We start from the raw sequence: 21433 nt of genomic DNA on the forward strand, positions 1-21433 counted from the left end.
GTTATCTAGGGTCGCGAGGAAGCTGTTCACGATGTAGACGACACGCGTTCGAAGTTGTCGGGAAATGCGTTGTAGACCGATTATCTTCGGTGTCTGTGACGGGTCCTGGGCTGCGGGTGCAGTCGGTGGTGATGCCCTTTGGCGACCCCGAATCGTGGACGCTGGTGGATCGGGATGCGGCGGTGGTGGAGCCGGTCGAGGCGTTCTTGTCGCATCTGCACGCAGTCGAGCGCTCACCGAACACGGTCAAGGCCTATGCGCATGATCTGCGGGACTGGTTCGAGTTCCTCGATGAGCGTGGGTTGGAGTGGACGCGGGTGCGGCTGGAGGACGTGGGCCGGTTCGTGGCGTGGCTGCGGCTTCCCGCGGCGGCGCGGGCGGGTAACGTCGCTGCGCTGCCGACGGTGGAGTGTGGCTGCGCGGAGTCGACGGTGAACCGCAAGCTGTCGGCGATCTCGGCGCTTTATGAGTTCCATCAACGCCACGGTGCGGATCTTGGTGATCTGCTGACAACCTGGCAGCGGCGCGGTACACGCGGCGGATCGTGGCGGCCGCTGCTGGCGCACTTGGGAACTCGACCGGAACGCAGCAAGCTGATCCGGCTGCGAGCCGAGCGGCGCATCCCCGACACCCTGGACGCTGAGCAGATTGCGGTGATCGCGGCCGCGTGTGATCGGCTACGGGACCGATTTCTGTTCACCCTATTGAGCGAGTGCGGGCTGCGGATCGGTGAAGCACTGGGGTTGCGCCACAGCGACATCGACGCCGCAGCGCGCCTGGTTTCGGTAGTGCCGCGACGGAATTCGAATCGGGCGCGGGCCAAGGGCGGAGGCGGCCGGCAGGTGCCGGTGCCGGCCCGGGTGATCCGGCTCTACGCCGATTACCTGCATGCCGAGTACGGCGATCTGGACAGCGACTACGTGTTCGTCAACCTATGGTCGGGTCCGATCGGGAGTCCGATGGCCTACCCCAGTGTCTATGACCTGGTCTGCCGGATTCGGGAGCGGACCGGAATCGCGTTCGGGCCGCACTCGTTTCGACACACGTATGCGACCGAGCTGTTGCGCCGCAAGGTGCCGGTCGAGGTGGTGCAGCATCTATTAGGGCACGCGTCGATCGCCACCACCACCGACGCGTACGCGCACCTGAAGGTCGAGGATGCGCGCCGCGCCTTGGTGACCGCGGGGTGGCTGACCGATCGGGACGAACCGCGGTGAGCGTCGAGGCGCTGGCCAAGCCGCTCATTCCGACGCTGACCGAGCGCTTGGATGCGGTGGTGCGTCCGGAGTTCCGGCTCGACGTGCTGGTGCCCGCGGTGGGCGATCCGATCCTTGGCACGCCCGCGTGTGCGGTGCCCGGGTGTGTGCACTCCAGCCGCTACGCCGCGCTGTGTCTGGCCCATCTGGGCCGATGGAAACAGGCCGGTCGCCCGGACCGATCGGTCTGGGCCGCGACCGCGGATCCCACGGTGATGGGCCATCGAGCGCTGCAATCGTGCCTGGTGCACGAATGCGGGTTTGGTCAGCATCGGTATCGGTTGTGCTACAAGCATTCCCAAGGATGGGACAGAGCCGGACGACCATCTGTAGAGCTGTTGAAGCCAGAGGTCGCCGGCACGCCGGCGGCGGTGTGCGCGGTCCCGGGGTGCACGTTGTGGGCCGAACTGGACGGGGGCTGGTGCCGGTCCCACCACGCTCGGTGGCGCCAGTGTGGGCGCCCGCCGACCGCCGAGTTCATCGCCCTCTGCGTCAGCTACGGCGAGGACCGTTTCGACCTGCGGCCGCTACCGCCGCGGCTGCGGTTGGAGATCGGCTATGCGCTGCAATGCCGGGTCGATGCGAACCGGACCCGCACCACGCCCCGATCAATCAAACCGCTGTTGGACCATCTGGTCGCCAGTGGCGCCGAGTCGCTGTTGGAGCGTCCGCTGGCCGACTGGCTGACCGGACTGCCTGCCGCGGCGTCGGTCAACACACCGCGGGCGTTCCTCGGCTACGCCATCGAGTGCCTGCTCGACGTGCGCGACGGGACCGGCTGGGACAGCGAATACCAGCGTGACGTGTGGCGGTTGCGCCGCCTCGGCGTCGCCGACCACGACGGTGCTCGGCTGGATTTCACTGTGGTGCAACCATTGTGGTTACGGGAGCTGGCCAAGCGATGGTGCCGCTGGCGCATGTCGTGTGGTGTCGGGCTGGGCCAGCTGCGCAAGGACCGTATCGCGCTGGTGCGGCTGTCGCGGCTGACGCCAGGGTTGGCGAGCTCGACAGACCCCAGCGCGTTCGACCGCGAGGCGCTGGAGGGCTATCTGGCCCGACTGCTGGTCGAGCTCCCACACCCAAAGACCCGCAGCACCGATATCGGCGCCGTGACCGGGTTTCTGCATGCCGTGCGCCAGCACCGCTGGGCGTCGCTGCCCGCGGAGGCGCAGCTGTATCCCAGCGACCAGCCCCGCCGCGGCGAGACACCGGCACCGCGGGCGATTCCCGAGTTCGTCATGGGCCAGCTGGAAGGCCGCGCCAACCTCGACCGGATTGCCGACCCGAGGTTCCGGCTGCTGGTGGAGATTCTCATCCGCACCGGGTTGCGCATCGGTGACGCCACCCGGCTGGCGCTGGACTGCCTGGTCCGCGACCCGCAGGGCGCGGTCTATCTGCGCTACCGCAACCACAAGATGCGCCGCGACGCGGTGGTGCCCATCGACGACGAACTCACCGCCATGATCCAGACGCAGCAGGAACGCACCCGACAGCAGTTCCCGACCACGGGTGTGCTGTTGCCGCGCGGCAGCGCTAATCCCGACGGCCGGCTGCCCATTCCCACCGCGACGTTCCACTTCCAGCTCGGGCAGTGGCTCGAAACATGTGGTGTCACAAATGAACTCGGTGAGCCAGTGCATGTCACCGCTCATCAGTTCCGGCACACGGCAGCCACACGATGGATCAACCATGAGGTGCCGCAAGAGGTGGTCCGACGCCTGCTCGACCACACCAGTCACACCATGACCGCCGTGTATGCCCGACTGGCCGACACCACCATACGTGAGCAGTGGGAACGCGCCCAGAAGATCAACATCCGCGGTGAGCCCATCGACACCACGATCGACGGGACGCTCGCTGATGGCGAGTGGATGAAGCAGAACCTTGCCCGCGCGAAAATGGCACTGCCCAACGGCTACTGCGGTCTACCGCTGCAGAAATCGTGCCCGCACGCCAACGCCTGCCTGACCTGCCCGCTGTTCGTCACGACCGCCGAATTCCTACCCCAACACCGCAAGCAGCTCGACGACACCCGCGCGCTGATCACCCGCGCCCAGACCGACGGCCACACCCGCCTGGCCGAGATGAACCGCACCGTCGAAACCAACCTGCTCACCATCATCACCACCCTCGATGCCGACCAACGCGACTGCCGGTGCGCCGCAGCAGACAGCGAAACATGCTGCGGGAAGGAATCATCCAATGCGCCATGACAATAGCCACCACCTCGTCGCCGCTGCCCAACGCCGCCGCGCCGACACCCTCCAACGGGCCCGCCATGCCCTACACGAACTCGGCGAAACTGGCGGGCGCCGTACCGTCACCCAGATCGCCGCCCACGCCGGAGTCTCCCGCTCATGGCTCTACGCCCAGCCCGAACTGCGCGACCAACTCCGCCGACTGACCGCCGCACCCGAGACAGCCGAATCGGCACCCACCCGAATCGAGCGCGGATCCGACGCCTCGCTCCGGCAACGCCTCACTCTCGCACACCAACGCATCGGCGAACTCGACGACGAAAACCGTCAACTACGCAACCAGATCGCACTCCTGCACGGACAGCTCCGCGCCAACCGCATCGCCGCCACCCACGTCACGGACACCGTCCACGACACAAATACCGAGCTCACGCCACCAAACAGTCGACCAAGCCTAAGATAACGTTGGCGCGCTTGAGTTCGGCGTTCTCTCGACGCAGCTTACGCAGCACCTCGGATTCCTCGCTGGTCTGCCCCGCCCGCGAGCCGGCGTCGATCTCGGCCTGGCGAACCCATTTGCGCACCGTTTCCGCAGTACCAACACCCAGCAGGTCAGCCACCCGGCCCATCGCCTCCCACTCCGAGACCGTCTCGCTGCGCAGATCGGCGAACCCATTTGCGCACCGTTTCCGCAGTACCAACACCCAGCAGGTCAGCCACCCGGCCCATCGCCTCCCACTCCGAGACCGTCTCGCTGCGCAGATCGGCGACCATCTGCACCGCCCGCGCCTTCAGTTCCTCCGGATACCGCCTCGATGACTTCGCTCCCACGCGCCCATCCTTCCCAACGGAAGAACTCTCCGGACACACCGGGGCGGATCACAATTGCGCGCTGAGTTGGTCGAGGTGAGAAAGAGCGGTTTCGCGACCAGTAGAGAGGAAAGCGAAGAAGGTGTCGCATCCGTTGCTGTGGCCATTCCTGCAAGAGGTCCCGACCTGAGGCTGGCACTGAATGCATCAGCGCCGAGCTACCGGTTACGGCCATCACATGTCCGCAAGGTAGCTGTCATCGTCAAAGAAGCTGCCGCAGAGCTTGCTACTAAGCTGATCTAACTACGTTAACACGGCCGCATAGGGAGATGTTGAATGCCGAGTACCCCCGACCTGCCGGTCTTCGTTTCCACGATCGATGACTACCAGCGCTTAGAACAGCGCCACTCGCCGGCCGAGCAAATGTTCGCGACCGTCCTCACAGACGACTTCGAAATCGGTTTTCGCGGCGGCCACCAATGGAAAGGACTCAACGGTCTGCGGGTGTACCTCACGCAGCGGGACGGGATTTTCGACGAACGCTTAGAACTGCGTCAAGTACTTTCCTACGTTCCGGTGCAGGAGGATGTCATCGAGCTGACGACCCGAGTTGAGTTCTTCTTCCGTCGTTGGAGAGCTCCTTCGCCGGTCAGCGAAGAATTCACTGGTTCGGCCTTTCACACGTGGCTGATCCGCATTGCTGACAATGAGATCCGCGTGGCCCGGGTGATTATCGATGGATTTGCAAATCTCAACGACAACGCCAGGGCGGCGTTTGCTATCCCAGATGAAGGGTTCGACGAATAACGCATGTGACCTCCTGATGATCACTTTGCGCTTAACTCTCACAACACGGTACAGATCAGGTGGCCTGCTTCACTGGGGAAGACGAATGTGTGGACCGGCCGCCGAGCGTTTGACCGCCGTCGTCAAGTGCCCTTCGAAGCGATTCTCTTGCCAATTTCTCCACTGCTCACGTGTCGCCGACGCCAAAAGCCTCGGCGAAGCTAACGTTGCCCCTGCTTTCCCTCTGAGTTGCGTCCACCGCAGCCAGGAGGCGGGAGTTCTCGATGACGATCATCTCGACGTCCAGTTGGTCGTCGGCATAGTGCCGATGCCACACCCACGGCGGCGTATACACGAAGTCGCCTGCGCTCCACGTTACGCGTTGATCGCCGATCTCTGACCAGCCCGAGCCGTGTCGCACGAAGTGAACTGACTCGTGTACGTGTCGGTGAAGGTCACTGCCCGCACCGGCGGGGATCTTCTGCAGAAAAAACTCAATGGAGCGGGCGGGTATCCGCAGAAGCAATCCGATTTCTGATGGGCTTCCGGTCTGGATCCAGTGCGCCTCGGTGGAACTCACGACGAGGTGCTCCTCGGTCACGTGCTGGTGGTCGCGATCTCCGGCGCGGGCCATACTTTCGGCGAAATCGTCTAGCTCCTCATGGGATAGGGTCATCGGTCCCCTCCTCTGGGAATTTCGTCGCTGAGCGAGCAACTCTCAGTGTCTGCAAAATAACCCGCTGTCGAATCCACCAGTAGATTAGGAATCACTTTTCGGCGACCGAAGCGCGAGGGTCACCCGACAGTGCTACGTGCATGCGCTTCTCGAGCGCGGCAATGCTCACGGCGAAGGTCTCGAGTGCGTGCACGCGTCCGTCTCCGGCGTTGTCGATGTCGAAGATTGCGTACTCGGTGTACACCCGGCTGACGCACCGAAGCCCGGTCAGCGGGTAACTGCACTCCGGAACCAACTTCGCGGTCCCGTCCTTGCCGAACAGCGTCATCATCACGAATACGCGCTTGGCGCCGATGGCGAGATCCATCGCGCCCCCGACGGCGGGAATGGCGTCCGGTGCTCCGGTGTGCCAGTTTGCGAGGTCGCCATGCTCGCTGACCTGAAACGCCCCGAGCACACACACGTCGAGATGGCCGCCGCGCATCATGGCGAAGGAGTCGGCGTGGTGGAAGTAGGACGCCCCAGCGGTTTCGGTGACCGGAACCTTGCCTGCGTTGGTTAGATCCGGGTCAATGGCGTCTCCTGTCGCGGCGCCGCCCATGCCGAGCATGCCGTTCTCGGTGTGCAGCACCACCTCGGCGGCGGGGTCGAGGTAGTCGGCGACCATCGTGGGCTGGCCGATGCCGAGATTGACGTACGACCCAGGTGCGATGTCGCGGGCGATCATCGCGGCGATCTCCCGGCGGTCCAACGGGCCACGGTTGAGATGCTCGACACCACACCGTGTTCTTGCATCGAGCGTTCCCGTCACGAGGCAACCTGCGTCCGGACGGCGGGAATTGACGACAGGTCGAGGATGCGGTCGACGAAGATACCCGGCGTCACGACTGTCTCGGGGTCGATGCCTCCGGCCTCTACGACGCGGGAGACCTCAACGACGGTCAGCGTGGCGGCGGTCGCCATCACCGGCCCGAAGTTGCGAGCGGTCTTGCGGTACAAGAGGTTTCCGGCCCGGTCGGCGAGGTGTGCTGCGATGAGTGCGACGTCGCCGCGGATCGGATACTCCAGCACGTAGTCGCGGCCGTCGATGGTGCGGATCTCCTTGCCCGCGGCGAGCGGGGTGCCGACACCGGTCGGGCAGAAGAACGCGCCGATGCCCGCGCCTGCCGCCCTGATCCGCTCGGCCAGGTTGCCCTGCGGGACCACTTCGAGGTCGACCATGCCGTCCCGGTAGAGCCTGTCGAACACGTACGAATCGGCCTGTCGGGGAAAGGAACAGATGACCTTCGCGACCCGACCGGCAGCCAGCAGCGCGGCCAGGCCGGTGTCGCCGTTGCCCGCGTTGTTGCTCACGATGGTGAGCTCGGCGGCGCCCTGTTCGATCATCGCATCGATGAGCGTGGTGGGCATGCCCGCCATGCCGAACCCGCCGACGAGAATTGTGGCGCCGTCGGCGATTCCGGCGACGGCTTCGTGGGCGGCGGCGCAGACGGCGGTCCGGCTCATGACGACGCCCGATCGTGCTCGTCGAACTCGGACAATACCTCGGCGGCGATGCGAAACGCGGAGTTTGCGTCGGGGACGCCGCAGTAGATGGCAGTCTGCATCAGCAGCTCCTTGATCTCGTCGTTGCTCAAACCGTTCCGGCGGGCCGCTCGCAGATGCATCGCCAGTTCCTCGCGGTGACCGCGCGCGACCAGCGCCGTCAGGGTGATCATCGAGCGGCTGCGGAGGTCTAGACCTGGGCGGGTCCAGATGGTACCCCAGGCGTATTGGGTGATCAGGTGCTGGAAATCGGCGGTCATGTCGGTGGTACCGGCGACTGCCCGGTCGACGTGCCCGTTGCCGAGCACCTCGCGCCGTATCGCCATTCCCGCGCGACACACATCCTCGACGGTCCGACTCGCAGGCTGCGGAACACCCACCTGCTCGGCGATGAGGCCGGCGACCCGGTCCGGGGCTTCGGCGGGTGCCAGGTGGCCGACACCGTCGAGCACGACGAGGTCACCGTCCTGGACACCGGAGGCGATGCGCCGCAATGACTCCGGCGGTGTGGGCACGTCGGCGCTGCCTGCCACGGCCAGGACGGGAGTGACGATCTCGCGCAATCGGTCGGAGACGTCGAATGCCGCGAGGGCCTCGCAGGCCTGCGCATAGGACTCCGGATCGGTGTGGCTGAGGGTGTCCAGCAGCGCCGCGCCGACACCTGGTTGCCGGTCGACGAAGCCCGGCGCGAACCAGCGCTGGGCCGCGCCCGAGAGTAAGGTTTCGACGCCCTCGGCGCGGACGACGGCGGCGCGCTCGAGCCAGCCAGCTGGGGTGCCGATCAACGCACCGGTGCCCAGTAGGGTCGCCGAGTCCACCCGTTGCGGCGCGTCCAGCATCAGCTGCAGACCGACACAGCCACCGACCGAATCACCGGCGTAGTGGAAGGTCTCGGCGTGCATGTCGTCGACGAGTGCCAGCACGGCGACCGCGAGTTCGGCGATCGTGAAGGGCTCGCCAGGACCGCCTCGACCGTGACCCGGCAGGTCCCACCCGACAACGCGGGCATGCGCACTCAGCCATCCAGCCGCAGCGCTCCACAGCGTGGCTGCCGAGGTACCCAGTGAAGGCCCCAGCACGAGAACAGGCGCACCGTCGGGTCCGCCGAAGTCGATTGTGGCCAGGGTCGGAATGGTCATGGCGCCGCCTTGATGAAGCGGCGGGCCCGACTCAAGGTCAAATCGATCAGCCGATCGGCGGCACCGGTGTAGTCGGGCCGTGCTGCGCTACTGGCCAACTCAGTCATTGCATGCTGCTCGGTGAGCAGCCCGCCCGCGGCGGCCAGGTTAGCGGCCGCCCGCGCCGTGTCCACTCGCAACCCGGAGAGCAGCTCGGAGGCTTGGATGGCCGCCACGACGGTGTGGCGGGCGAGCGTGCGCAGTGTGGCCCATTCGGCGTGCCACGCGCCGTCGGAGCGCTCGTCGACACTCGCTCCTGCGGCGAGGTGCAGAGTGGCGCCCAAGGGGCCCGCGGTGAGCGCGGTGCGCCGGATCAACACAGAGCGGACGGGATTGTTCTTGTGCGGCATCGTCGATGAGCCGCCACCACTCCCCTCGGCCAGCTCGCCGACCTCGGGCCGGCTACCGGTCGCGATGTCGGCGGCGATGTGCCCCCAAGCGTCGCAGCAGCTCACCAACGCATCCCCGATGCGGGTGATCACCGAGCGGGTAGTGTGCCACGGCGGAGCCGGTGCCAGCCGCAGTGCGCCGGCGAGCGCGTCGCTCAACGCGATGGCGCCGTCCACCGAACCGGTCAATTCGGTAGCCGCCGCCAGCGTTCCCACCGCCCCACCGACCTGCACCGGCAGCGAGGGCAGCAGCCCGTTCAGCGGTTCGGCGGCGTCCAGTATGCCGGTAAGCCAACGTGCCATCTTGGCGCCAAGGGTGCTTGGTAGGGCGGCCTGGGTCAGGGTACGCGCGAGTGTTGGTGTGCTCCGGTGCCTCTCAGCGAGCTCGGACAGCCCCCGCACTTGGAGGGCGAACTCGCCGCCGATGCGGAGGAGGACGTCACGGGCGCAGATGACGAGCGCTGTGTCGACGACGTCCTGACTGGTTAGCCCGCGGTGTAACCAGCGGGCTGTCGCCGCCGTTGAGCGCTCACGCAACAACATGACCAGAGCGCTGACGGGGCTGCCGTTCGTGGCGGCGCGGCGGGCGATCGACTCGGTGTCAGCGTCCGCGATGAGGTCCGCCAGACTGGCACGCGCCTCTTGCGGTGCGATACCGGCGTCGACGAGGCTGTCCAGCCACGCCCCTTCCACGGCCACCATGGCCTCGAGGAATGCGGCGCCGCTCATCAGGTCGCCTGCGAGGTCGTCGCCCGGCCAGAAGAGGTCAGTCACCGCTGGTGTCCCGCGTAGCGCAGGAAGACCGTCTCGGGTTTGCCTGGCGCGTCCTGCAATTGGATGTCGAAGCGCAGTCCAGCGCCCTCGTGAGTGGCGATGAGCGTGTCGCGACGCTCGGGCGGCAGGGACGCCAGCAGTCGATCGCCGGCCAGCTGCCCCCCGGGCACGTAGGCGCGGGTGAACAGCCGGTTGAGCAGCCCGCGGGCGAACACGGTGATCAGAAAGAACGGTGCCGCACCGGGATCGCAGGGACCTGGGATGACGGTGGAGAAGCTGTACCGTCCGCCATCGTCGGTGCCGGCGCGGCCCCACCCAGTGAAGGTCCAGCCGTCCCGGTGTAGCGAGCCGGTGGACGTCGGGATGGTGCCGTCGGCGTTTGCCTGCCAGATCTCAAGTAGGGCGTCGGGAACAGGCTGGCCGTCACCGTCGAGGACCAACCCGGAAAGCTGGACCGCACCCGGTGAGCCGGCCGGAACCAGCTGGTCGCACCGGTCGAACGGGAGCGCGTAACCGAAAAAGGGTCCGACGGTCTGCCCCGGAGTGGCGTTGAGCAGGGTAGTCATCAGTGTTGGCTTCCGTGGTCGGGATCCTCGGTCGGCGTGCGCTTCGCGCCGGTGAGCACGATGTCCCACCGGTATCCGGTAGCCCATTCGTGGGTGGTGACGTCGTGGTCGTAGTTGGCAATCAGTCGGTCTCGGGCCTTTCGGTCGGTGATCGACTGGTAGATCGGGTCCAGCTCGAACAACGGGTCGCCGGGGAAGTACATCTGAGTGATCATCCGTTGCGTGAATTCCGTACCGAACACCGAAAAGTGGATGTGGGCTGGGCGCCAAGCGTTGCGGTGGTTCCTCCACGGGTACGGCCCTGGCTTGATCGTGGTGAAGCGGTACCTTCCGTCGTCATCGGTCAGGCAGCGGCCGACGCCGGTGAAGTTGGGGTCGATCGCGGACGGGTGCTGATCACGCTTGTGGATGTAGCGACCGCCGGCGTTGGCCTGCCAGATCTCGACGAGTTGACGTCGCACCGGCTGTCCGTCGCCTTCTACCACCCGGCCGGTCACCACTATCCGTTCGCCGATGGGTTCGCCTGAGTGCTGGATGGTGAGGTCCGATTCAAGCGGATGCACGTCGCGTTCGGAAAAGCAGGGCGTCCACAGCTCGACGCCCTCCGGGTCAGCGTGGTGAAGGTCCTTCGTGGGATGGCGCAGCAGGCTGCTGCGGTAAGGCGCGTAGCCGAGCCGCGGCTGCGTCTCCTCGATGCCCGCGCGCTGATACTCGGACTCGATCGCGCCGATTTCCGCGCTGATCGCCTGCTGCCTCGCGAACCCGCCGTCGGGATCGCGGTCGATCACTGCTGTCATAGGCTTGACGTTATTGGCTCCTCGGCGACTGACCTACGCTAGATTTTCACTGAGCGGAAGGATCAGTGATTGGCGGGAAATAACTCAACGCCCGGCACCAGCGTCGCTTCCCGTTTGCTGAGCATGGTCGCCGCCTTCGATGAGCGGCACCGGACACTGACGCTGTCCGAACTGGCGTGTAGGGCCAGCCTGCCGATGTCCACGGCCCACCGGCTGGCTGCTGAACTAGTAGCGGGCGCGGCGTTGCACCGCCGCACGGACGGTCGTTTCGAGGTCGGCCAACTGATGTGGAGCGCTGGGCTGCTCGCCCCGATCGGGGACGGATTACGGCAGGTCGCGGAGCCGTTCTTGCATGATGTCTACGCCGCGACGCTCGCCACCGTGCACCTCGCAGTACGCGACGGGAACGAGGTGCTATACCTGGAGCGGATGATGGGTAGGGCGTCCGTACCGATCGTTAGCACCGTCGGCAGCAGGTTGCCCATGCACTGCACCGGCGTAGGCAAGGTGCTGTTGGCTCACGCGCCAAGCGAAGTCCAGGATCAGGTGTTCGCCAATCTTACTCCGATTACTCCCTATACAGTCACCCGGCCTGCGGTGCTGTCCCGACAGTTGGAGGGCGTGCGGCGTGAGGAGGTGGCTACCACCGTGGAAGAGATGTCGCTAGGCGCCTGTTCACTGGCCGTGCCGATCGTCCGGCCGTCTGACGACGCTGTAGTGGCCGCGATCGCCGTCGTGGTTCCGTCCTTGAAGCGAGACCGCCAGCGACTGCTCGGCGCCCTGCAGGTGGCCGCCCGCGGCATCGTCCGGCTGCTGTGACCCACGGGCCGCGCCCGCAGCGATCGCTATGATGTCGGGCAGTTTCTGACCGATGGGCAAAGGTGCTGCGGGGCCGCACCGTCGTGGTCGCCGCCGCTTCGCAGCGACATCAACCGCTAGCATACGGCGGCTGCGTATTGCGACCAGAACTAACGCGCGCGGCATGCACTTCACGGTATTTGGACCGCAGCCCATAGGCGCCGGCAACTTCCGCGCATTCAGTGAGAGGTTGCGGGGACACATTAGAAAGGCGGCGTAGTCGTGGTGCGCTGACAATAGTGCGCATAGGTCGGCCGACGCGCGATCCAATCATCGGCGAATATTTTGCCTTCTTGGCTATGTCTCCACGCGACAATGCCGCTAGCCGTCGAACAAGAGGTGACTGCCCACGACTGGCACCGACTATCGAGGTGCAACACATTGCGCGCGAATCGGAGTCCCCGCAGCGGTGGAGGGATAGACGCGGCCGATCCCCCAGCTGAAACCATTGGTAATGGGTTCCGCAGTTCAAAGATCGGCGGCGGAACTCTATCCTGCCCACCTCGAACTGTCACCTCGCGAAGTGTCATTTAAGGAGCCCGAATAGCATGACCACCACGACACAGGTCGGACCGGATTTCAGGGCATGGGCCACCGAGAATCTCCGGGGCTTCTACATGTGTCCCGTCACCCCGCTCACCGAGGATTTCGAGCTCGACGAAGAAGGTCTGCGGCGCAACATCGAAGCGTTTGTGGAGATGGGTTGTGCCGGACTTGAGTTCCTAACGGATGTCAAGCGACGTGTTGGCTCGTAGGCTCGTGTTTGGCGGGCCTGGATGTTGGAGCGCTTGGCGACTCCTGTGACTCCGGGTCCGCCACCTGTTTGCGGCGGTCGCGCATGCGTTGGTGACGGATGTTGTCGCGGCGCCGGGGCTCGATCTGATAGCGCTCTTTGACGATCTTGCGGCCCTGAGCGTCGGTGATCGGGGTGCCGTCGACATCGCGCAGGACGTAGGGCTGGCCGTTGCGCATGCAGGTAGCGATCCGGGTGACCAGCAGGGTGGCCAGGTGGCAGATCGCCGAGTCGTGGTGGCGGTCGCCGGCCATCAATCGCTGGTATTTCGCAGCGATCTGCGGGTCGATCTTGCGGGCTTGATCAGCGGCGGTGCAGAGCATTTCGCGCAGCAGGGGGTCGCCGGCCTTGGTGATCGAGGATTCGACCTTGCTCAGCCCGGACTGGCTGACCTTGGGGACCAGTCCGGTGTAGGCGCGAATCGCGGCCAGTGAGGTGAACCGGTGGGGATCTCCGATGCGCCCGGCGATCACGGCGCTGATGACGGGTCCGACGCCGGGAGCAGAAGCCACGATCGCCTCGGGGTCGGCGTCTGCGTAGAGGTTCGCGACCCGTTCATCGATCTGCTTAATCTGCCGGGTCAAAAACAGCGCCTGTTCGGCCTCGTGGGCGATATCGTCGCCCAGTTCGGCGAAGTTCATCCCGTCCGGTCCCCACAGCATGAGGGTTTCCTTGGCTGCGACGATGAGTCCGGCGGCGTGGTCCTCACGCCACGCGCCGCGGGAGCGGGCGATCAGAAACCGGCTCAGACGTCCCTGGCCGAGTCGAATCACCGTATTCGGATCGGCATAACGAGCCAGGAATTCCAACGCCGCGTTGCCGTAGTTCGAACCGAGCACCGCATACCACGCTGGCCCGAGGAGCTCAACGAGCGCATCGAGCCGGGAATACACCGCAACCCGGCGTTTGATCATGGTGGAGCGCTGTTTGACCAAGCGCCGCAACGGGTCTGCCGGTCCCTGGCCGGAATACTCGCGCAACCCTTCGGGATGAAGTAGCGGCAGCCGGGCCAGCAGCTCGGAGTCGATCCGATCGTTCTTGGTGTGCTTGGAGTAGTACTTGCGCAGATCCGCCGATTGGGTTGTAGGCACCATCACCACCCGGGCGCCGCGGCGGCGGAACCACTCGGCCAGCACGATCCACGCGTTACGGGTCGGCTCCACCACCACGGTCACGTCCGTGGCGTCGGCCAGGAACAGATCGGCCCACAACCGCTCCAGGTCCGCCGGCCGGGTCGAGAATTTCCGCCCCCGCCATACCGTGGTCCCGTCGCGGGCCAGCGTCGCTTGATGCGCCGCGCGCACCGCTACGTCGATCCCTAATGTCCATGCCATCGTTGTGTGCTCCTGTCAGCCATCAATCCCTATTCACCCAGGTGGCTGACCATCGCGGCTGTGGCCCAGACATTCTCTAAGCAGGAGTCCACACCGACCGGCTGGCTCCAAGTTCCCGAACAAGGACACCGCTCGACCAGACACCGAGCTCGCGAGCGGACCACTCAAATCTCAGGGATCACCACGCGTCCCAGTCGGACGTTCGGCCCGCCCGCGAACTCACACTCCAAAGCTAAATGTCGTAGGCGGGTTCTTCGCTGAGGGCTGGAACATGACACTGGCCGAATGGCGGCGCTACCACGAGGTCGTCGCGGATGCCACCGCAAGCCGCCTTCCCCTGTTTACGATCATCCTGGAGCCATCGGCATACCAGGCAATCGAAAAGATGCGCTTCGTGGAGTCGCTCGGCTTCACCGGCGCCGAGATTATGAACCCGTCAGTGCAGCTCAAGACAGACGACGACGTCGTGTCGTACTTCGACTTCGTGGCCCCCGCCACTGGGCTCGCACTGGTGCTCTACCGCACGCCGGTATCTGGTTTCGTATACAGCCACGACGCCGTCAACCGGATTGCCGAGCACCCGAACGTCGTCGGAATCAAGAATGGCACGCTGAGCTGGACCGACAGCATCACGTTGCGCCGCAGCGCCGGAGACCGGCTGGTGATCAGCGAGCCGAACGAACGCTATTGGGCGCACGACGCTGCACTCTTCGGTGGACGCGTACTCTACGGCGAGCTCTCCCTTATCCTTTACGGGAAGTGGCGGCCGGATCTGCACCGTTACACCGACCTGGCGTTGGCAGGTGATCTGGCGGCGGCAATGCCCGTGTCGGCGAAGCTGGACGCGATCCGCCAGGTATACGACGAGGTGCTGATCGGCCGCATCGCAGCCACCGGATCGTACGTCGCGGCCATGCCCTATCTGAAGGCGTGGTTCGAGCTGTTGGGGCTGTGTGCGGGTCCGGTGCGGCCGCCCGTCAAAGCCCGGCTGTCGACTCCGGAGCGGGAGGTGCTGCAACAACAGCTCGCGATCGCGGGGGCCATTTGATGCGGGTCGTGATCCTAGGTGCGGGCGGCCTCGGTACGGTCCTAGGCGGTTATTTGGCCAACACGGGGGTAGATGTAACCCTCGTCGGCAGGCGGGCGCACGCGGAGGCCATCGCCCGCAACGGCTTGCAGATCACAGGCCGTCGGGGCGAGCTGCTGATCAGGAAAAACTTGAGGGCGGTGGACGAGGCAGGCAAGGCCGCGGGACCCTTCGATTACCTCGTCCTGGCGGTGAAGGGCAAAGACACCGCGCAGGCGCTAGCGGATGCCGCTACGTTGCGTGATGTCGTGAGCACCGCCTTGTCGGTGCAGAACACCGTGGAGAAGGACGCGACGCTCGCCAAGTGGCTTGGTGCCGACCGGGTAATCGGAGCGTCCACCATCGAGGGCGGCACCTTGGTCGCGCCAGGTCTCGTGCGTAACCACCTTTCAGCGAAGGTGACCGCCTACTTCGGCGAACTGGACGGATCGTCCAGCGCGCGTCGACACGCTGACGGCGTCCTTCAACGCTGCGGGCCTTCCTGCGGTGGCGGTGGGCAACATCGAGCAGGTGGAATGGGAAAAGCTGGCCCAGATCGCGCTGGCTGCCGCGTGGTCGGTCACGGCACTGGGCGCGATCCGCGGCACCTCGCTCTTCGAGGCCATGGAGGTGCCGGAGGGGGCGACGTACTTCGTCGCGCTGGCGAAAGACCTTCTGGCGGTCTACCGGGCGAAGGGGTACGAGCCGATGAACTTCTACGCTCCTCTGTCGGGGATCGAGACGCGGTCGGGTACGGCGACATCACGCCGGTGACGCCGTCAGCGCGGTCGTCCGCATCACCGTGCGGGTGGTCTACGCGTTGTCGGCGTTTGGTTGAAGGAACTCGACGCGCTCCCGACGGCCGAGGCGATCAATTTCGTCATCGAGCAGGGCAAAGCAATGCGCAAACAGGGAAAGTCGGGCTACCCCTCGATGTACGAGGATGTTTTGCGACGACGCAAGACCGAGGTCGACTTTATGCTGGCACCGTACCTCGCCGCCGCTGAAGAATTGGCCATTGACGTGCCGACGCTGCGGGTGGCCTACCAGATTATCAAAACCATCGACCGATTCCTGGCCTAGATTCCCTTCCGACGGTGGCCGCGGATAGAGTAAAGGCGACGTCGCGCACGTGTGCCGTGACACACCGCCGCCATCAGCAAATCGCGCGCGAACTGCCCATCCGCGCGTCGGTGCAGTAACGCTATTTCAAGGAAACTTCAGCCCGCACGCAAGGTATGTTGCGGAGTGACGCCGAACTTGCGCCGATACGCCGTACCGAACCGGCCAAGATGCCCAAAGCCCCACTTCATCGCTACGTGAGCGACAGTAACGGCACCCGCAGCGGACGCCGCTAGTTCTGCGTGCGCACGATTCAGCCGAACTTCGCGCAGATACGTCAGCGGGGGAAGTCCGACGTGCCGCCTGAAGCCCTCTTGGAGAGCGCGGACGCTGATACCAACTTCGCGGGCGAGATCGGTTGTCGTCCAACTCCGTTCGGGATGCTCCTCGATCAAGTCGAGTGCGGTTCTGACCACTTTGGGCGGCGGCGCGGCTTGCTGCTCGGCATCGAGCGCCATCGACCGGTACTGAGGTTGGGCGAGCAGAAACCCGAGCAATGATCAGAACCTGTGGATGAGCCTCGGCGAGGTGGCGTGAAAGTGGGCGCACCTTCCCGAGGATGATCATCACGGAAACAGGATCTCGATCAAGACCGGCGTTGGCGCGCTGGTTGGGAAGGTACGCCCATGCTCACGGTAGTTCACGACGCGGAATCAGCCAACGAGAACGGCAGCGGTGCTGGTCGGTCGCTGTTGGATGAGATCGTCCGCGACGGTGCGCGGCAGATGTTGGCGGCGGCACTGCAGGCTGAAGTAGCCGCCTACGTCGACGCCCATGCCGGTGAGGTCGACGACAACGGTCGGCGTCTGGTGGTCCGCAACGGCTATCACCACGAACGTGACATCCTCACCGCCGCGGGTGCGGTCACGGTGACCGCCCCGCGGGTCAACGACAAGCGCATCGACGCCGTTACCGGTGAGCGGCAACGGTTTTCCTCGGCGATCCTGCCGGCGTGGGCACGCAAGTCCCCCGCAGATGACCGAGGTGCTGCCACTGCTGTACCTGCACGGGCTCTCGACGAGTGACTTCGGTCCGGCGCTGGAGCAGTTTCTCGGCTCGAGCGCCGGACTGTCGGCCACGACGATCACCCGGCTCACCAGCCAATGGCAGGACGAGGCGAAGACTTTCGGCGAGCGTGACCTCTCGGGCACCGATTACGTCTACCTGTGGGTCGACGGCATCCACCTCAAGGTCCGCCTCGAGCAGGAGAAGCTCTGCCTGTTGGTGATGATCGGCGTGCGCTCCGATGGCCGCAAGGAACTCGTCGCCCTGGCCGACGGATACCGGGAGTCGACCGAGTCGTGGGCGGATCTGCTGCGGGGCTGCCGTCGTCGTGGGATGACCGCGCCGGTGCTGGCCGTCGGTGACGGCGCGTTGGGGTTCTGGAAGGCCATCCGGGAGGTGTTCCCGGCCACCCGGGAGCAACGCTGCTGGTTCCACAAGCAGGCCAATGTGCTTGCTGCGTTGCCGAAATCAGCGCACCCAGCTGCGTTGGCCGCGATCAAGGAGATCTACAACGCCGAGGATATCGACAAGGCCCAGGTCGCGATCAAGGCCTTCAAGGTCGACTACGGCGCCAAGTACCCCAAAGCGGTCGCCACGATCGTCGATGATGCCGATGTGCTCCTGGAGTTCTACAAATATCCGGCCGAGCATTGGATCCACCTGCGAACTACCAATCCGATCGAGTCGACTTTCGCCACCGTGCGGTTGCGGACCAAGGTCACCAAGGGCCCCGGATCCCGCGCGGCGGGAATTGCCATGGCCTACAAGCTGATCGACGCTGCCCAAGCCCGCTGGCGGGCCGTGAACGCACCACACCTGGTCGCGCTGGTCCGTGCCGGCGCGGTGTTCCACAAAGGCAAGCTACTCGAACGGCCCGTTGGCATCACACCCGCCGAGAGCGACGAATCAACCGAAACCGAGGTCGCCTGAAACAACCTCATCCACAGGTCTTGACAATATCTCCCGAAACCGGGCTGCCGTTCCCCAGTCTTTTCGTCCCTCGCTGGCGGAGCTTGACCTGGACATTCGTCTCGCGTCACTCGGTGCCGCGTCACAGGGAGACGGGGACAAATATCGCGCTCAGCGGCGGCTAAGCTGGGGCGATCAGGGCTTCCAGCGCCGCCGCGGCGTCGGCCGTCGCGTGTTATCCGCGGCGAGCTCATCCGCCAGCCGTGGTTCACCAACATCCGTCAGCAGTCGGCCGACCCCTTCGTCTACGTCACCTACGGCATCGGTCTGCTGCTTGCGCAGCGTGTTCGCGTTGATACCCGGCGTGGTGGCCAACACAATCACCGACCTGGTGTGGGCCACGCTGACCTATCTGTACTTCGCGCTGGGCACCAAGCTCGCCTACCAGGTTCGTCGCCTACGGCATCGACGGCTTGGGTGCGGCACTGCCCGTTGATCAGCGCGCTGTACCCCCGTGACCACCTTGGTCGACTTGCTGTCACTGAATCTCGTTGGCGCCGCGGCACGCTGGTGATCTGATCGTCACCGTTCTAAGTGCGATCGTGCTCGCTTACATCGGTTTTCAGGTGCACCGCGGTATTCAGCGGCTCTGACAGCGGTAGGAGGATCTATCGGCTGCGTCTCGAGAGATTCAGTCGACTGGGGGGCCGTCAGCGAGGGCCGCGTTGGGTGATCAGCGCTTCAAGCGCGGCGCTCGCGTCGTTGAGCACCGCCTGAAATGCCTCGGCGCCGGCAACAATGTGCGGTTCTGCCCCGGCCGCGAAACCCGCTTCATCGATGTTGAGTTCCGCGGCGCGGCGCGCGCTGTACAGGCGTGCTCCCAGCGGAGCGCGCGGTGCCCGGGCGGCACTCAACATGAGGTCGTTGTAGATACGTCGTCCGTCCGAAAGCAGAAGCGCCACAGCGGGTCGTGGCGCGTGCCGCGGCGTTGGCGGTGGTCGTCTGCAACTCTGTGTAGCTCGGCTAGCAACCCACTGATCTGATCGATGAAGCCAGGCTCAGTGGGCGCGGTCAGCGTAGTCGCGCGCGCTTTGATGCCGTCGAGGGCGAGTTGGACGGCTTCGACGAGCATGGAGACCTGCACAGTGTCGGATAGCGCCGCCGTGGACTGCCCCTCACCGTCGGCATGGGCTACCGCCCCACCGTGACGGATCCGCGCCAAGGTGCCCGGGGGCCACTGCAGATATCTTTCGAGCTTCTCGCGAGTGCCTTCGCGGGGCCAGCTTCGGCCGCGCTCGAAGGCGACCAGATTGGTCTGGCTAATCACCTTGTCGTCGCTAAGCCGGTGTTGCGAGTAGCCGAGTTCTTAACGCACCGCGCCGCGATGACCGCGCGGACCCGCACCAGCGAGGGGTCGGTGATCTCTGCCGTTATCGTCCCCGTCGATTGCGCGACTCCGTGAAACTTGTTCGGGGAGCACCCATGCCGGCTTGGCCGCACCCAGTCCCGATGCACCGCTTTTCAGCCCCAACATGACCGCGATGCGGACCGGGTTGCCCAGATGTACGACCATTCGGTCGGTGATCGTCACGGCGCTGATCTGTTCGCCGTTGAGAAACGTGCCGTTCGTACTGGCGAGGTCGACGAGCCGCCAGCCGCCCTCGACCGGCGATGCGCACATGCGTGCGCGAGATGCGCTGATCGCCGATCCGATCTGCGAGGGAAGCTCGCGGCCGATGGTGATGGGGCCGTCGGTGGGCAGCGCCTGGAACGGCGGTTCGTCGCCACAGGTGATCGTGAGCGGCGACGTGCGCAGCTGGTCACTGTGTGCCCGGTCGGCCCCCGACGCCCATCAGCTGCGTCGCCGTCGCGCAGCGAAGAGGTCAGCTAGCACTCGATGCGGCGAGACGGGCTCGCAGTGGGGATTCATATTGACCTAGTAGACTACCTATCACTGCAGCCATGATGCGTTCGCCTCCGCTATGAGTAAGACTCAATTAAATTGTTGCTTGTCCTACTTGACCCGAGTATCCTGGGGCCATGATCACCCTGCCCGCACTGCTCGACCAAGAACTGGCCAAACAAGGCGTCGACTCAAGCGGCTTGGGCCAGAATGACCTGGAGTTCGCCCTTGCCGGGATTCGCAGCCTAGTGACGCGCCTGAAGACGCGGACGACGTGGGAAGGTCACATCGGGGCGCTGCTGACCCACGCCCAGGTGCTGGACCTGACCGGCTGGAGCAAGCAGGCGCTGAGCCAGGCTGTCAGCGATCATCGCGTGCTGCGGCTCGAGAGCGACGGCAACCATGCCTACCTGCTCGCCGGCTTCGACGATCAGTCCCCCGCCCGTCCGTTGCGCGGGATCAAGAAGACGCTCAAGGCGTGGGCCGTTGTTGATCCGCGAGGATGGGCCGCGGCGTCCTGGCTGGTGTCGCCGCAGCCCGAACTCGGTGGGCAGACTCCGCGTGATGCGCTGATCGCCGGGTTGAGCGACGAGGTGGCGGCCCTGGCCGAGCAGTCGGCGGCGCGGCTCGCGGCGTGAGTGCCGCGTCGCGCGCCGTCCTGCATCTCGCCTCTCCCCCGCCCCCGGCCCATCTGCGGTCGGTGTTTCCGTCGCGCGAGTACCCCTCGGGTGCAATGGTTTTCCGATCCCACAACCACGGTTTGGAGCCGATCTGGTTCAGCCATTCCGGCGAAGGACGGTTCGACCTCGCCGCGCCGGACGGCACCTGCTACGTTGCCGAGTCGGAAGTGGTGACGCTGCTCGAGACGTGGGGCGGCCTACAGGTGGTGCCTGACTACATTGCCGCCGAACGGGATTCGTCGGTACTGGAGCTCGCCAGCACAATATCCGTCGCCGATGTGACCTCCAACCTCGCCGTGCAGTACGGGATCACGTCGGAGATCTTCACCACCACCGACTACCGCCTGACCCAACTGTGGGCGTCGGCGTTTCGGCAAGCTGGCTTCCGGGGGATCCGCTACTGGGCCAGACACGATCTTGCCCATACCGCAGCATGCCTTGCATTGTTCGGCCCGGCCGATCCGACGGCGTCATCGGTGGACGTGGACATCCGAGCGATCGAGCATCTGCCCGATCGCCGCGACCTGCTCGATCAACTCGAACGGGAAACCGGGATCACTGTGCTGGCGGTGCCACCGGTCTAGTTCTAAAACTGACTGACGTTGTTGACAGTCTGGGCTCCTGATCAATGGAGGTGTATGGCTGAACGAGTGTGGAGTGAAGGACCTAGTCAGACGCGCCAACCGTCACTGAATCACCTGAGGTTTTGTGCCGCCTCCATTGTGGGCTGTTCCTCGGTGTTGAGGGCAGCGTAGTAGAGAGTCTCGAACTCGTTGGGTGGGAGCAGC

The 21433-nt window shown here is 65.2% G+C and carries 27 protein-coding genes and 3 pseudogenes; 16 read left to right on the forward strand and 14 right to left on the reverse strand.

What is annotated here, in order from left to right:
• Positions 1-131: 131 nt before the first annotated feature.
• Genes H7J06_RS29535 through H7J06_RS29545 form a run of 3 tightly spaced genes read left to right on the forward strand, consistent with a single transcriptional unit; the run spans position 132 to position 3917 of the window.
• Entirely contained in the window at positions 132-1217 is a 1086-nt protein-coding gene (locus H7J06_RS29535; RefSeq protein WP_099040218.1) for a tyrosine-type recombinase/integrase, read from the forward strand.
• Entirely contained in the window at positions 1187-3469 is a 2283-nt protein-coding gene (locus tag H7J06_RS29540; RefSeq protein WP_245908958.1) for a tyrosine-type recombinase/integrase, read from the forward strand. Before H7J06_RS29535 ends, H7J06_RS29540 begins: the two co-directional genes overlap by 31 nt.
• Positions 3459-3917, forward strand: a complete 459-nt coding sequence (locus H7J06_RS29545) for a DUF6262 family protein (protein WP_099040184.1) — start codon at positions 3459-3461, stop codon at positions 3915-3917. Before H7J06_RS29540 ends, H7J06_RS29545 begins: the two co-directional genes overlap by 11 nt.
• Here the strand turns inward: H7J06_RS29545 and H7J06_RS29550 are convergent.
• Both H7J06_RS29550 and H7J06_RS29555 read right to left on the reverse strand, forming a co-directional pair.
• Positions 3910-4083: pseudogene (locus H7J06_RS29550) on the reverse strand (transposase); the annotation flags it as partial. The gene H7J06_RS29545 and the pseudogene H7J06_RS29550 overlap by 8 nt on opposite strands.
• Entirely contained in the window at positions 4067-4285 is a 219-nt protein-coding gene (locus H7J06_RS29555; protein WP_264043192.1) for a hypothetical protein, read from the reverse strand. The pseudogene H7J06_RS29550 and the gene H7J06_RS29555, both read right to left, overlap by 17 nt.
• A 6-nt stretch (positions 4286-4291) precedes the next feature.
• Here H7J06_RS29555 and H7J06_RS29560 point away from each other — a divergent pair, with 6 nt between their 5' ends.
• On the forward strand, positions 4292-4567 hold the full coding sequence (locus H7J06_RS29560) for an IclR family transcriptional regulator domain-containing protein (protein WP_372515434.1): 276 nt from the start codon (positions 4292-4294) through the stop codon (positions 4565-4567).
• 33 nt (positions 4568-4600) lie between these two features.
• Positions 4601-5071 carry a hypothetical protein gene (locus H7J06_RS29565; protein ID WP_264043149.1) on the forward strand — a complete coding sequence of 157 codons (471 nt, stop codon included), beginning with the start codon at positions 4601-4603 and terminating at the stop codon, positions 5069-5071.
• A gap of 166 nt (positions 5072-5237) precedes the next feature.
• On the opposite strand, the gene H7J06_RS29570 is transcribed toward H7J06_RS29565, so the two are convergent.
• The 7 genes from H7J06_RS29570 to pcaH form a co-directional block, all read right to left on the reverse strand.
• A complete protein-coding gene (locus H7J06_RS29570; protein ID WP_264043151.1) occupies positions 5238-5726 on the reverse strand; it encodes a cupin domain-containing protein in 489 nt (162 codons plus the stop codon).
• A gap of 91 nt (positions 5727-5817) precedes the next feature.
• Positions 5818-6537, reverse strand: coding sequence for a 3-oxoacid CoA-transferase subunit B (locus H7J06_RS29575; RefSeq protein WP_264043154.1), 720 nt, complete (start codon positions 6535-6537; stop codon positions 5818-5820).
• Complete coding sequence (locus H7J06_RS29580; protein WP_264043156.1) at positions 6534-7232, reverse strand: 3-oxoacid CoA-transferase subunit A; 699 nt, start codon at positions 7230-7232, stop codon at positions 6534-6536. Before H7J06_RS29580 ends, H7J06_RS29575 begins: the two co-directional genes overlap by 4 nt.
• Entirely contained in the window at positions 7229-8410 is a 1182-nt protein-coding gene (pcaDC, locus tag H7J06_RS29585) for a bifunctional 3-oxoadipate enol-lactonase/4-carboxymuconolactone decarboxylase PcaDC (RefSeq protein WP_264043158.1), read from the reverse strand. The genes H7J06_RS29580 and pcaDC overlap by 4 nt, the downstream gene beginning before the upstream one ends.
• Positions 8407-9612: a lyase family protein gene (locus tag H7J06_RS29590; protein WP_264043160.1), complete on the reverse strand. Its 1206-nt coding sequence runs from the start codon at positions 9610-9612 to the stop codon at positions 8407-8409. The genes pcaDC and H7J06_RS29590 overlap by 4 nt, the downstream gene beginning before the upstream one ends.
• Positions 9609-10178, reverse strand: coding sequence for a protocatechuate 3,4-dioxygenase subunit alpha (gene pcaG / locus H7J06_RS29595; RefSeq protein ID WP_264043162.1), 570 nt, complete (start codon positions 10176-10178; stop codon positions 9609-9611). The genes H7J06_RS29590 and pcaG overlap by 4 nt, the downstream gene beginning before the upstream one ends.
• A complete protein-coding gene (gene pcaH / locus H7J06_RS29600; protein ID WP_264043164.1) occupies positions 10178-10975 on the reverse strand; it encodes a protocatechuate 3,4-dioxygenase subunit beta in 798 nt (265 codons plus the stop codon). The genes pcaG and pcaH overlap by 1 nt, the downstream gene beginning before the upstream one ends.
• A 69-nt stretch (positions 10976-11044) precedes the next feature.
• Here pcaH and H7J06_RS29605 point away from each other — a divergent pair, with 69 nt between their 5' ends.
• Entirely contained in the window at positions 11045-11794 is a 750-nt protein-coding gene (locus tag H7J06_RS29605) for an IclR family transcriptional regulator (RefSeq protein WP_264043166.1), read from the forward strand.
• 587 nt (positions 11795-12381) lie between these two features.
• The gene (locus H7J06_RS29610; protein ID WP_264043168.1) at positions 12382-12588 is read left to right on the forward strand and encodes a hypothetical protein; all 207 of its coding nucleotides are present in this window, start codon (positions 12382-12384) and stop codon (positions 12586-12588) included.
• On the opposite strand, the gene H7J06_RS29615 is transcribed toward H7J06_RS29610, so the two are convergent.
• Entirely contained in the window at positions 12566-13960 is a 1395-nt protein-coding gene (locus H7J06_RS29615) for an IS110 family RNA-guided transposase (RefSeq protein ID WP_264043170.1), read from the reverse strand. The genes H7J06_RS29610 and H7J06_RS29615 overlap by 23 nt on opposite strands.
• Before the next feature lie 58 nt (positions 13961-14018).
• On the opposite strand from H7J06_RS29615, the gene H7J06_RS29620 reads away from it, so the two are divergent.
• From H7J06_RS29620 to H7J06_RS29635, 4 genes and pseudogenes are all read left to right on the forward strand, one after another.
• Positions 14019-15008, forward strand: a complete 990-nt coding sequence (locus H7J06_RS29620) for a dihydrodipicolinate synthase family protein (protein ID WP_264043190.1) — start codon at positions 14019-14021, stop codon at positions 15006-15008.
• A pseudogene (locus tag H7J06_RS29625) lies at positions 15008-15412 on the forward strand (ketopantoate reductase family protein); the annotation flags it as partial. The gene H7J06_RS29620 and the pseudogene H7J06_RS29625, both read left to right, overlap by 1 nt.
• 127 nt (positions 15413-15539) lie before the next feature.
• A complete protein-coding gene (locus H7J06_RS29630; protein WP_264043172.1) occupies positions 15540-15800 on the forward strand; it encodes a ketopantoate reductase C-terminal domain-containing protein in 261 nt (86 codons plus the stop codon).
• 60 nt (positions 15801-15860) lie between these two features.
• Positions 15861-16109: a ketopantoate reductase family protein gene (locus tag H7J06_RS29635; RefSeq protein WP_264043174.1), complete on the forward strand. Its 249-nt coding sequence runs from the start codon at positions 15861-15863 to the stop codon at positions 16107-16109.
• 137 nt (positions 16110-16246) lie between these two features.
• Here the strand turns inward: H7J06_RS29635 and H7J06_RS29640 are convergent, their stop codons facing one another.
• Positions 16247-16606, reverse strand: coding sequence for a helix-turn-helix transcriptional regulator (locus tag H7J06_RS29640; protein WP_264043176.1), 360 nt, complete (start codon positions 16604-16606; stop codon positions 16247-16249).
• 168 nt (positions 16607-16774) lie between these two features.
• Between H7J06_RS29640 and H7J06_RS29645 the strand changes: the two are divergent.
• Both H7J06_RS29645 and H7J06_RS29650 read left to right on the forward strand, forming a co-directional pair.
• Positions 16775-18083 (forward strand): annotated as a pseudogene (locus H7J06_RS29645) (IS256 family transposase).
• 313 nt (positions 18084-18396) lie between these two features.
• Positions 18397-18558: a hypothetical protein gene (locus tag H7J06_RS29650; protein WP_264043177.1), complete on the forward strand. Its 162-nt coding sequence runs from the start codon at positions 18397-18399 to the stop codon at positions 18556-18558.
• Between the two features lie 214 nt (positions 18559-18772).
• Here H7J06_RS29650 and H7J06_RS29655 read toward each other — a convergent pair whose 3' ends face one another.
• From H7J06_RS29655 to H7J06_RS32750, 3 genes are read right to left on the reverse strand one after another with little or no spacing between them, the layout of a single operon-like run.
• Positions 18773-18979 (reverse strand): hypothetical protein, encoded by a 207-nt coding sequence (locus H7J06_RS29655; protein WP_264043179.1) that lies wholly within the window; start codon positions 18977-18979, stop codon positions 18773-18775.
• On the reverse strand, positions 18973-19389 hold the full coding sequence (locus H7J06_RS29660) for a hypothetical protein (protein WP_264043181.1): 417 nt from the start codon (positions 19387-19389) through the stop codon (positions 18973-18975). Before H7J06_RS29660 ends, H7J06_RS29655 begins: the two co-directional genes overlap by 7 nt.
• Positions 19390-19428: 39 nt before the next feature.
• On the reverse strand, positions 19429-19743 hold the full coding sequence (locus tag H7J06_RS32750) for an FHA domain-containing protein (RefSeq protein WP_372515433.1): 315 nt from the start codon (positions 19741-19743) through the stop codon (positions 19429-19431).
• Between H7J06_RS32750 and H7J06_RS29665 the strand changes: the two genes are divergently transcribed.
• The 3 genes from H7J06_RS29665 (at position 19643) to H7J06_RS29675 (ending at position 21229) form a co-directional block, all read left to right on the forward strand.
• The gene (locus H7J06_RS29665; protein WP_264043183.1) at positions 19643-20002 is read left to right on the forward strand and encodes a hypothetical protein; all 360 of its coding nucleotides are present in this window, start codon (positions 19643-19645) and stop codon (positions 20000-20002) included. The two genes, H7J06_RS32750 and H7J06_RS29665, sit on opposite strands and share 101 nt — an antisense overlap.
• Positions 20003-20102: 100 nt before the next feature.
• Positions 20103-20603, forward strand: coding sequence for an antitoxin Xre/MbcA/ParS toxin-binding domain-containing protein (locus H7J06_RS29670; protein ID WP_264043185.1), 501 nt, complete (start codon positions 20103-20105; stop codon positions 20601-20603).
• Positions 20600-21229, forward strand: a complete 630-nt coding sequence (locus H7J06_RS29675) for an RES family NAD+ phosphorylase (RefSeq protein ID WP_264043187.1) — start codon at positions 20600-20602, stop codon at positions 21227-21229. Before H7J06_RS29670 ends, H7J06_RS29675 begins: the two co-directional genes overlap by 4 nt.
• Positions 21230-21433: the final 204 nt, after the last annotated feature.

This window comes from Mycolicibacterium hodleri, from assembly GCF_025822245.1.
Taxonomy (GTDB): Bacteria; Actinomycetota; Actinomycetes; order Mycobacteriales; family Mycobacteriaceae; genus Mycobacterium; species Mycobacterium hodleri.